The 8,450-nt window shown below is 61.5% G+C and carries 13 protein-coding genes; 7 read left to right on the top strand and 6 right to left on the bottom strand.

The annotated features are described in order from the left end of the window. Nucleotides 1-44: 44 nt before the first annotated feature. Nucleotides 45-389 carry a RidA family protein gene (locus NMG80_RS11365; protein WP_254018172.1) on the bottom strand — a complete coding sequence of 115 codons (345 nt, stop codon included), beginning with the start codon at nt 387-389 and terminating at the stop codon, nt 45-47. 224 nt (nt 390-613) lie between these two features. Between NMG80_RS11365 and aztA the strand changes: the two genes are divergently transcribed. From aztA to NMG80_RS11345, 4 genes are all read left to right on the top strand, one after another. After that, nucleotides 614-1,438 carry a zinc ABC transporter ATP-binding protein AztA gene (aztA, locus tag NMG80_RS11360; protein ID WP_254018171.1) on the top strand — a complete coding sequence of 275 codons (825 nt, stop codon included), beginning with the start codon at nt 614-616 and terminating at the stop codon, nt 1,436-1,438. After that, nucleotides 1,438-2,313 (top strand): zinc ABC transporter permease AztB, encoded by an 876-nt coding sequence (aztB, locus tag NMG80_RS11355; protein WP_027153901.1) that lies wholly within the window; start codon nt 1,438-1,440, stop codon nt 2,311-2,313. The genes aztA and aztB overlap by 1 nt, the downstream gene beginning before the upstream one ends. 19 nt (nt 2,314-2,332) lie before the next feature. Further along, nucleotides 2,333-3,265 (top strand): zinc ABC transporter substrate-binding protein AztC, encoded by a 933-nt coding sequence (aztC, locus tag NMG80_RS11350; protein ID WP_254018170.1) that lies wholly within the window; start codon nt 2,333-2,335, stop codon nt 3,263-3,265. Nucleotides 3,266-3,410: 145 nt separating this feature from the next. Continuing rightward, nucleotides 3,411-3,749: a protein tyrosine phosphatase family protein gene (locus NMG80_RS11345; RefSeq protein WP_254018169.1), complete on the top strand. Its 339-nt coding sequence runs from the start codon at nt 3,411-3,413 to the stop codon at nt 3,747-3,749. Nucleotides 3,750-3,848: 99 nt separating this feature from the next. On the opposite strand, the gene NMG80_RS11340 is transcribed toward NMG80_RS11345, so the two are convergent. Then, nucleotides 3,849-4,316, bottom strand: a complete 468-nt coding sequence (locus NMG80_RS11340) for an Lrp/AsnC family transcriptional regulator (protein WP_077372472.1) — start codon at nt 4,314-4,316, stop codon at nt 3,849-3,851. Between the two features lie 141 nt (nt 4,317-4,457). Here NMG80_RS11340 and hppD point away from each other — a divergent pair, with 141 nt between their 5' ends. From hppD to NMG80_RS11325, 3 genes are all read left to right on the top strand, one after another. Then, nucleotides 4,458-5,570 (top strand): 4-hydroxyphenylpyruvate dioxygenase, encoded by a 1,113-nt coding sequence (gene hppD, locus NMG80_RS11335; protein ID WP_254018168.1) that lies wholly within the window; start codon nt 4,458-4,460, stop codon nt 5,568-5,570. A gap of 72 nt (nt 5,571-5,642) precedes the next feature. After that, complete coding sequence (locus NMG80_RS11330; protein ID WP_254018167.1) at nt 5,643-5,867, top strand: type II toxin-antitoxin system Phd/YefM family antitoxin; 225 nt, start codon at nt 5,643-5,645, stop codon at nt 5,865-5,867. Beyond that, the gene (locus tag NMG80_RS11325) at nt 5,864-6,241 is read left to right on the top strand and encodes a type II toxin-antitoxin system VapC family toxin (RefSeq protein ID WP_254018166.1); all 378 of its coding nucleotides are present in this window, start codon (nt 5,864-5,866) and stop codon (nt 6,239-6,241) included. Before NMG80_RS11330 ends, NMG80_RS11325 begins: the two co-directional genes overlap by 4 nt. Here the strand turns inward: NMG80_RS11325 and NMG80_RS11320 are convergent. The 4 genes from NMG80_RS11320 to NMG80_RS11305 form a co-directional block, all read right to left on the bottom strand. Beyond that, nucleotides 6,220-6,780 carry a DinB family protein gene (locus NMG80_RS11320; protein WP_254018165.1) on the bottom strand — a complete coding sequence of 187 codons (561 nt, stop codon included), beginning with the start codon at nt 6,778-6,780 and terminating at the stop codon, nt 6,220-6,222. The genes NMG80_RS11325 and NMG80_RS11320 overlap by 22 nt on opposite strands. 1 nt (nt 6,781) lies before the next feature. Continuing rightward, complete coding sequence (locus tag NMG80_RS11315) at nt 6,782-7,030, bottom strand: hypothetical protein (RefSeq protein ID WP_254018164.1); 249 nt, start codon at nt 7,028-7,030, stop codon at nt 6,782-6,784. Between the two features lie 74 nt (nt 7,031-7,104). Continuing rightward, the gene (locus NMG80_RS11310; protein WP_254018163.1) at nt 7,105-7,398 is read right to left on the bottom strand and encodes a hypothetical protein; all 294 of its coding nucleotides are present in this window, start codon (nt 7,396-7,398) and stop codon (nt 7,105-7,107) included. Further along, nucleotides 7,395-8,408: a fumarylacetoacetate hydrolase family protein gene (locus NMG80_RS11305; protein WP_254018162.1), complete on the bottom strand. Its 1,014-nt coding sequence runs from the start codon at nt 8,406-8,408 to the stop codon at nt 7,395-7,397. Before NMG80_RS11305 ends, NMG80_RS11310 begins: the two co-directional genes overlap by 4 nt. Nucleotides 8,409-8,450: the final 42 nt, after the last annotated feature.

Raw genomic sequence — 8,450 nt, 5'->3', positions numbered from 1 at the left:
CTCAAACGCGATTCCCCTGCCCTCAAGGGGGAGGGTAAAGCGCCTCAAACCGCGGCGGTAACGATGATCTCGACCAGATATTCCGGTCCGGCAAGCTTGGCCTCGCCGGTGGCGCGGGCCGGGGTATGGCCCTGCGGCGCCCACTTGTCCCATTCCGCGTTCATCTCGGCAAAGGTGCTCATGTCGGCCAGCCAGATGATCGCCTGCAGGATCTTGGTCTTGTCGGTGCCGGCCTTGGCCAGCAATTCGTCGATGGCCGCCAGGATGTCCCTGGTCTGGGCGCCGACGTTTCCGCCCGGTTCGCCAACCTGACCGGCCAGATAGACGGTGTTGCCGTGGATGACGATCTGGCTCATGCGTGGGCCAACATCGATGCGACGAATGCTCATTGGACGTTTCCTTCGTTTGTGGGTCGCGCCTCTTTAGAGTCGCGGTTCGCTGGGGGCAAGGTTGCATGAGCGAATCCTCTTGAGCCAGCAGGCGTGGGGCGAAAATAGGCACACGCCAAATTGCTCCGGTCGCCGCAATTCCGCCGGATTGACTTGTTGACTAATGTAATAACATCACATATCCACCGCCGCTGCCGTATTGATCGTGTCCCACGGATCGTCACATGACCAAAACCTGCCTGACCTTCCGCGACCTGACGCTGGGCTACAACAGCCATCCGGCGATTCACCATCTCGATGGCACGATCCGCCGAGGGTCGCTAACTGCCGTCGTCGGCGCCAATGGCTCGGGCAAGTCGACCCTGATGAAGGGTATCATCGGCGTGTTGAAGCCGATGGCCGGCACGGTTGTCCGGGCGCCCGGCGTGCGCGCTGCCTATCTGCCGCAACAGTCGGAACTCGACCGCTCGTTTCCCGCCCGGGTCGTTGATCTGGTTTCGCTCGGCCTATGGCCACGGCGCGGGCTGCTCGGCCGCTACACCAGGGAAGATCGCGATTCGGTCAGCCAGGCGCTGATGGCCGTCGGCCTCGGCGGCTTCGAGAAGCGCCCGATCGACACCCTGTCGGGCGGCCAGCTGCAGCGCACGCTGTTCGCCCGCGTGCTGCTGCAGGACGCCGATCTCATTCTGCTCGACGAGCCGTTCAACGCCGTCGATACCAAGACGGTCGGCGACCTGGTCGCACTGATCAAGCGCTGGCATGGCGAGGAACGCACGATCTTGGTTGTCGTCCACGATCTGGAACTGGTGCGCCAGAACTTCCCCGAGACGCTGCTGCTGGCGCGCCAGCCAATCGCATGGGGCGAAACCCAGGAAACGCTGCGGCCGGAGAACCTGTTGCGCGCACGCCGCTTCCACGAAGCCTGGGAGGAGAACGCGCCCTGGTGCGAGCCCGACAGGCACGGTGATCAGGGTCACGACCATGGGCACGACAATGGGCACGACCATGCGCACGACCATCATCACGGCTCCGGGCCGCGGGCAGCATGATGGACACGCTCTACGGTCTGCTCATCGCTCCGTTCGCCGAATTCGCCTTCATGCAGCGGGCGCTTGCCGGCTCGCTTATGCTGTCGCTCGGCGCCTGCCCGGTCGGCGTGTTCCTGATGCTGCGGCGCATGAGCCTTTCCGGCGACGCCATGGCCCACGCCATCCTGCCGGGTGCTGCCGCCGGGTTCCTGTTCTATGGGCTGGAGATCCTGCCGATGACCATCGGCGGGCTGATTGCCGGCATCATCGTCGCGCTCGGCGCCGGCGCAGTCTCGCGCTTCACCATCCAGCGCGAGGACGCTTCGATGGCGGCCTTCTACCTGATTTCGCTGGCGATCGGTGTGCTGATGGTGTCGATCCGCGGCTCCAGCGTCGATCTCATGCATGTGCTGTTCGGCACCGTGCTGGCGCTCAACAATGAAGCGCTGACGCTGATCGGCGGCATCGTGCTGGTCACGCTGGTCAGCCTCGCCATCTTCTGGCGGGCGCTCGTCGCCGAATGTCTCGACCCGCTGTTCCTGCGTTCGGTCAGCCGGCTGGGCAGCCCGGTGCATTTCATCTTCCTCGGCCTCGTCGTGCTCAACCTGGTCGGCGGCTTCCAGGCGCTCGGCACGCTGCTATCCGTCGGGCTGATGATGCTGCCTGCGGCTGCCGCCCGCTTCTGGACCATGCGCGTCGAGCCGATGTGCGTGCTGGCGGTGCTGATCGGCTTCGCCTCTTGCGTCGCCGGGCTGCTTCTGTCCTACCACGTATCGCTGCCTTCCGGACCGGCCATCATCCTGTCGGCCGGCGTCGTCTATTTTGCCTCAATCCTGTTCGGCACGCGCGGCATCCTGCGCGCCCGTATTATCCATCACCGCCACAGAACCGCCTGATCCCAAAGGAGTGCTGTCCATGCTGAAATCGATCCGCGCCGCCTTGACAGTGGGCGTTATAACATTAACCGCCTTTGGCGCGTCGTCGGCCATCGCGGAGCCGTTGAAAGTGGTCGCCAGCTTCACGATCATTGCCGATTTCGCCAAGAATGTCGGCGGCGACCGGATCAATCTGACCACCATTGTCGGGCCGGATGGCGACGCCCATGTCTACGAGCCGAGCCCGGCCGACGCGGTGGCGATGGCGGGTGCGGATGTGGTGCTGGTCAACGGCCTGCATTTCGAAGGCTTTCTGCAGCGCCTGGTCGACGCCAGCGCCACCAAGGCGACGATCGCCGTTCTGACCAAGGGGGTCACGCCGATCAACTTCAAACCGGAATTCGCCGATGCCGATGCCGCTGAAGGCGCCCATACTGATGGCGAGACCGATCCGCATGCCTTCCAGTCGATCGCCAATGCCAGGATCTATGTCAAGAACATCGCCGACGCCTTCTGCACCGTCGACGCTGGGGGTTGCGACAGCTACAAGGCCAATGCCGCCGCCTATACCAAGAAACTCGACGCGCTTGAGGGCGAAGTGCAGACGGCGATCCAGTCGATCCCGCAAGAGAAGCGCGTCGTCATCACCTCGCATGACGCCTTCGGCTATTTCGAGAAGGCCTATGGCCTCACCTTCCTGGCCCCCGAAGGGGTGTCGACCGAGTCGGAGCCGTCCGCTGCCGACGTCGCCAAGCTGGTCAGCCAGGTGAAGCAGGACAAGGCGGCGGCGGTCTTCATCGAGAACATCACCAACGCGCGGCTGATCGAGCAGATCGCCAGCGAGACCGGCATCAAGGTTGGCGGCACGCTTTATTCAGATGCGCTGTCGCAAGCCGACGGCCCGGCCTCGACCTACATCGACCTGATGCGCAACAACATCGCCCAGATCAAAGGCGCAATCCTCGGAAGCTGATGCCTTCCTATCCAGCCGGGTCGCGTCGGCTCGGTTGGATTCTCCGTCGAAAATAACTATCTGCGCATGGGATTTCATTCTGCGCGGATTGCCGATCTCGTCGGGGAGTGGCAAGACTGCGGCCAAACCAGTTTTGCGAGGAAACATGGAATATCGTCAGATCACCGAGGACTATTCGGTCTCCGGCCAGATCCAGCCCGAAGAAGTCGCCGCCATCAAGGCCGCCGGCTTCAAGAGCGTAATCTGCAACCGGCCTGATGACGAGCAGCCCGGCCAGCCTTCGGCGGACAGGGTCAAAGCGGCAGTCGAAGCTGCCGGGCTTACCTTTCGCTACATCCCGGTCATCAGCGGCCAGATCACGGCCCAAAATGTTGACGACCAGGCTGAGGCGCTCGATGAACTCGAAGGCCCGATCTTCGCCTATTGCCGTTCCGGCGCACGTTGCACCAACCTTTTTGGGCTGATCCAGCAGTCGAAGGGCTAAAGCGCGTCGCGTTTGACCGGCCTCATGCGACGCGCTTTAGGTTGTTGTTTTATGCATGTCGTGATCGCAAAACCGCTGCACACTTTTGCGCGACATGCATTAAATCGGCAGCGCGCCAGTTTCCTTCAGCGTTTCCAGCACGATCGCCGTCTTCACATGCTGCACGGATTCGTGCGGCAGGAGCACGCCGTTGACGAATTCCGACAGCGATTTCAGGTCGGGCGTCACCACTTTCAGGATGTAATCCATCTCGCCGGTCAGCGCGTGCGCCTCTTGCACCTCCGGCAGCCGCGCCACCAATTCGCCGAAGCGCTGCGCATTGTCACGGTTGTGGGTGGCGAGCGTAACCGAGATCACGTTGACCAGTGAGAAGCCGAGCTTGTCGCGGTCGAGCACCGCGCGATATCCCCTGATATAGCCGTCCTCCTCCAGCCTCTGGCGGCGGCGCGAACATTGCGACGCCGACAGGTTCACCCGTTCCGACAAATCGTTGTTGGTCAGCCGTGCGTCGCCCTGCAAGAGAGCCATTATCTTGCGATCAAACTGGTCGACGCGCGCATCATCCATGGATTCTTCTCCATACGTGCACAGTTCGCGCATCACTCGATCATTTAAAGCGTTTGAATGCAAGCACCATGCGCTGGCTTCGCGCTATGGTTACGCCGAAATGGGCCTTTTCCGGCCAAGCAGCTTTTGGAGGACAACACAATGGGTCCCTTCCCGCACGATGCACCGCCCGCAACGATCAGCAAGGCCAATCCCGCCGGCACCGACGGCTTCGAATTCGTCGAGTTCGCGCATCCCGAACCGGAAAAGCTCGCCGAGCTGTTTACCCGCATGGGCTATGTACCGGTAGCCAAGCACCGCACCAAGAACATCACCGTCTGGCGGCAGGGCGACATCAACTATGTCGTCAATGCCGAACCCGGCTCGCATGCGATGAAATTCGTCGACAAGCACGGCCCCTGCGCTGCCTCGATGGCCTGGCGGGTCGTGCACGCCAGGCATGCCTTCGACCATGCTGTCGCCAAGGGCGCCACACCCTATGAAGGCGTCGACAAGGCGCTCGATGTGCCGGCTATCGTCGGCATCGGCGGCTCGCAGCTTTACTTCATCGAGGTCTACGGCGACAAGGGCTCGGCCTACGATGCCGAGTTTGACTGGCTGGGCGAGCGCGACCCGAAGCCGGAAGGCGTCGGCTTCTATTATCTCGACCACCTCACCCACAATGTCTACCGCGGCAACATGGACAAATGGTGGGATTTCTATCGCGACCTGTTCGGCTTCAAGCAGATCCACTTCTTCGACATCGACGGCAAGATCACCGGCCTGGTCAGCCGCGCCATCACCTCGCCCTGCGGCAAGATCCGCATCCCGCTCAACGAGTCCAAGGACGAGACCAGCCAGATCGCCGAATATCTGAAGAAGTATGATGGCGAAGGCATCCAGCATATCGCCGTCGGCACGGACGAGATCTACGGCGCCACCGACAGGCTGGCAGCCAACGGGCTGAAGTTCATGCCCGGCCCGCCGGAAACCTATTATGAAATGTCTCATGCCCGCGTTCACGGCCATGACGAGCCGATCGAGCGGATGAAAAAGCACGGCATCCTGATCGACGGCGAAGGCGTGGTTGACGGCGGCACGACCAAGATCCTGCTGCAGATCTTCTCGAAAACCGTAATCGGGCCAATCTTCTTCGAATTCATCCAGAGGAAGGGTGACGAGGGTTTTGGCGAGGGCAATTTCCGCGCGCTGTTCGAATCGATCGAGCAGGACCAGATCAAGCGCGGCGTGCTGAAGGTGCAGGCGGCGGAGTGAGGCGCAGACGCCTCCAAATTCCTTGCGGTTCGATCAATTATGACCTAAATTCTGGTCATAAAGGATCAGCCCATGAATATCTCGATCGCCGAAGCCAAAGCGAAATTGTCGGAACTTGTCAGCCGGGCGGAAGCCGGCGAAGAGATCGTGCTCACCCGGCACGGCAAAGTCGCTGCTCGCCTCGTACCGCCAGCATCGCCCGACCTCCTACCTCGCATCGGCGCCTTGAAGGGTAGAATCCGAATCGCAGACGATTTTGACGAACTCGGTCCCGAGTGGGACGAGTACACTAAATGACTATCGGCCCGTTTCTCGCCGACACGCAAATTATCCTTTGGTCGATTGCGGACAATCCTCGTCTTCGCGATCCGCATCGTGCCATTCTAGCGTCAGATGCGGTCGTCTTTGCCAGCGCCGCCAGCATTTGGGAGATCGCCATCAAGCGCGCCATCGGAAAGCTCGAAGCTCCCGATGATCTGGCAACGCTGCTTCCGAAGATGCGCTTTCTTCCCCTCACCATCACGTTTCTTCATGCGCAAAAGGTTGCCGGCCTGCCTCATCACCACGGTGATCCATTCGACAGACTTCTCATCGCACAGGCGCAAGTGGAGAACCTAACCATTCTGACGGCTGACCCGCATTTCGCCCGTTACGATGTCGTCTTGGCCTGATTGCCTAGTTCCAACCTCTCCACCTCCGCTTGCCTCAGCTTCAGATCATAGGCGAGGAAGAACTCGTCGAGCTGCGGCGGTTTCATTGACGTGCCGGACAGCATCGCGTGCACTTGGCCGCGATGATGGATATCGTGGACGAAGAGGTGGGCGAGCAGATCGCCGATGCGCTCCGGTATTTTTCCGTCCTCGCGCCGGTCGGTGATGACGCGGCGATCGAGATCGTCGGCCGACAGGTGGTCGCAAAAGGCGATCAGCCGCCGGTCGGCCCCGACCTGGGCGGCAAACAGCGCTTGTGGTTCATCGAAGGGCACGAAATCGTCATGGGCCGCGGCGCCGACGCCGCCCTCTTCGAGAAAATCGAGATAAAGATGATCGACCGCCAGGATGTGGTTGAGCGTCGCCTTGATCGACGGAAAGAAGCTGGTTCGCTCGGCCTCGAAATCATCGGGCTCAAGCTGCAGCACAGCGCGATAGAGCCGGTCGTTCGACCAGAGATTGTTGCGCGCCATGCGGCGCAGATGGTCGAGCAGGTCCACGTCACACACCAGTCCAGGCAACCAAATTCACGGCGATACCGATAGCACCTATGGCTAGCAGACGAGCGATCATACCATGGCGCAGCGCCTGCGTTTCAACATCGCTCGCAACGTCCCGATTTGTAGCGACGGTAACAAGCTTCGGCAGACGCGCCACGCTACTGAAGTTACGCAGTCTTTCAGATCGATCCTCGACCTGACGGCAGAGCCGGATCGCCGAAATCAAAAGCCAGGCATTAGCGATGCTCAAATTCCCACGAACCAAAGATAAGTAGCGGTGTAGGGCATCTTGGGTCCACCCGCGTTTGGAACGATTAAGCTAGATCACTCCGCTGACTGGGCCAACGACACCCCCGCCCACAGAAGCGCAAATCCGGCGAGAACGATCAGCAGCAGCCGATTCATGCGCCGCCGCATGGCTTGCGTTTCCTGATCCCGTGCGACGTTCATGTTGGTGACGGTGTGGAACATCATCGCGTTGCGCGGAAAGCCGCTGCGGTTGGTAAGGCCGGGTGAACGCCCCTCGATGCGATAGCTCAGCCGGATCGCCTGGATGAAGATCCCCAGCACGACAAGGGCCCAGACACCGCAAAGAAGATAGACCGTCTCGCCTGTCATTCTCCGTATTTCTCGACCTTCTGCTCGATCGCACCAAAAATCGAATGTCCGGTCCTGTCCTTCATCTCGATGCGCACAATGTCGCCAAGGCGCAGGAACGGGGTTGTCGGCTCGCCGGCTGCGATCGTCTCGATCATGCGCAACTCGGCAATGCAGGAATAACCGGCGCCGCCTGCCGAGACCGGCTTGCCAGGGCCGCCGTCGAGCTTGTTGGAGACCGTGCCCGAACCGATGATGGTGCCGGCGGCCAGCGGCCGGGTTTTCGCGGCATGGACAATCAGCGCCGGAAAATCGAAGGTCATGTCCACGCCGGCGTTGGCGCGGCCGAACGGCTTGCCGTTGACATCGACCAGCAGCGGCAGGCTGACCTTGCCGCCATCCCAGGCGTCGCCCAGTTCGTCCGGCGTCACCGCGACGGGGGAAAAAGCCGAGGACGGCTTTGATTGGAAGAAGCCAAAACCTTTGCCAAGCTCTGGCGCGGTCAGGGAGCGCAGCGTGACGTCATTGACCAGCATGACCAGCCGGATCGCGGCCCTTGCCGCATCGAGACTTGCGCCTATCGGCACATCGTCGACGACGACGGCGACCTCCGCTTCCATGTCGAGGCCAAGAGCCTCGTCGACTACCCGGATCGGGTCGCGCGGCGCGATGAAGGCGTCAGAGCCACCCTGATAAATCAGCGGATCGGTCCAGAAGCTTGCCGGCATCTCGGCGCCGCGCGCCTTCCGCACCAGCTCGACATGGTTCACATAGGCCGAGCCGTCGGCCCATTGATATGCGCGCGGCAACGGCGAATGGGCGTCATGCTCGTGAAAGCGCGCTGACGGCACCGCATTGTTCTCCAGCGATTCCGCTATTGTCGCCAGATGCGACACGATCCGGCTCCAGTCGTCGAGCGCCGCCTGCAGCGTCGGCACCAGAAACGAGGCATCGGTGAACCGCGTCAGGTCGCGCGAGACGACGACCAGCTTTCCGTCGCGCGTCCCGTCCTTCAATGTGGCAAGCTTCATGCGGTTTCCTCTCCTGATGCGGCTTTGGTGCCGCTTTGAATT

Source organism: Mesorhizobium escarrei, assembly GCF_935825525.1.
GTDB classification, from domain to species: domain Bacteria; phylum Pseudomonadota; class Alphaproteobacteria; order Rhizobiales; family Rhizobiaceae; genus Mesorhizobium; species Mesorhizobium escarrei.
The sequence above is the reverse complement of the archived record's forward strand: the minus strand, read 5'-3'. Positions and strand labels throughout refer to the sequence as shown.

Bases quoted from the DNA above. Each gene is read 5' to 3' on its own strand.
- NMG80_RS11365 (WP_254018172.1), bottom strand. From the start codon at position 389: ATGAGCATTCGTCGCATCGATGTTGGCCCACGCATGAGCCAGATCGTC.
- aztA (WP_254018171.1), top strand. From the start codon at position 614: ATGACCAAAACCTGCCTGACCTTCCGCGACCTGACGCTGGGCTACAAC.
- aztB (WP_027153901.1), top strand. From the start codon at position 1,438: ATGGACACGCTCTACGGTCTGCTCATCGCTCCGTTCGCCGAATTCGCC.
- aztC (WP_254018170.1), top strand. From the start codon at position 2,333: ATGCTGAAATCGATCCGCGCCGCCTTGACAGTGGGCGTTATAACATTA.
- NMG80_RS11345 (WP_254018169.1), top strand. From the start codon at position 3,411: ATGGAATATCGTCAGATCACCGAGGACTATTCGGTCTCCGGCCAGATC.
- NMG80_RS11340 (WP_077372472.1), bottom strand. From the start codon at position 4,316: ATGGATGATGCGCGCGTCGACCAGTTTGATCGCAAGATAATGGCTCTC.
- hppD (WP_254018168.1), top strand. From the start codon at position 4,458: ATGGGTCCCTTCCCGCACGATGCACCGCCCGCAACGATCAGCAAGGCC.
- NMG80_RS11330 (WP_254018167.1), top strand. From the start codon at position 5,643: ATGAATATCTCGATCGCCGAAGCCAAAGCGAAATTGTCGGAACTTGTC.
- NMG80_RS11325 (WP_254018166.1), top strand. From the start codon at position 5,864: ATGACTATCGGCCCGTTTCTCGCCGACACGCAAATTATCCTTTGGTCG.
- NMG80_RS11310 (WP_254018163.1), bottom strand. From the start codon at position 7,398: ATGACAGGCGAGACGGTCTATCTTCTTTGCGGTGTCTGGGCCCTTGTC.
- NMG80_RS11305 (WP_254018162.1), bottom strand. From the start codon at position 8,408: ATGAAGCTTGCCACATTGAAGGACGGGACGCGCGACGGAAAGCTGGTC.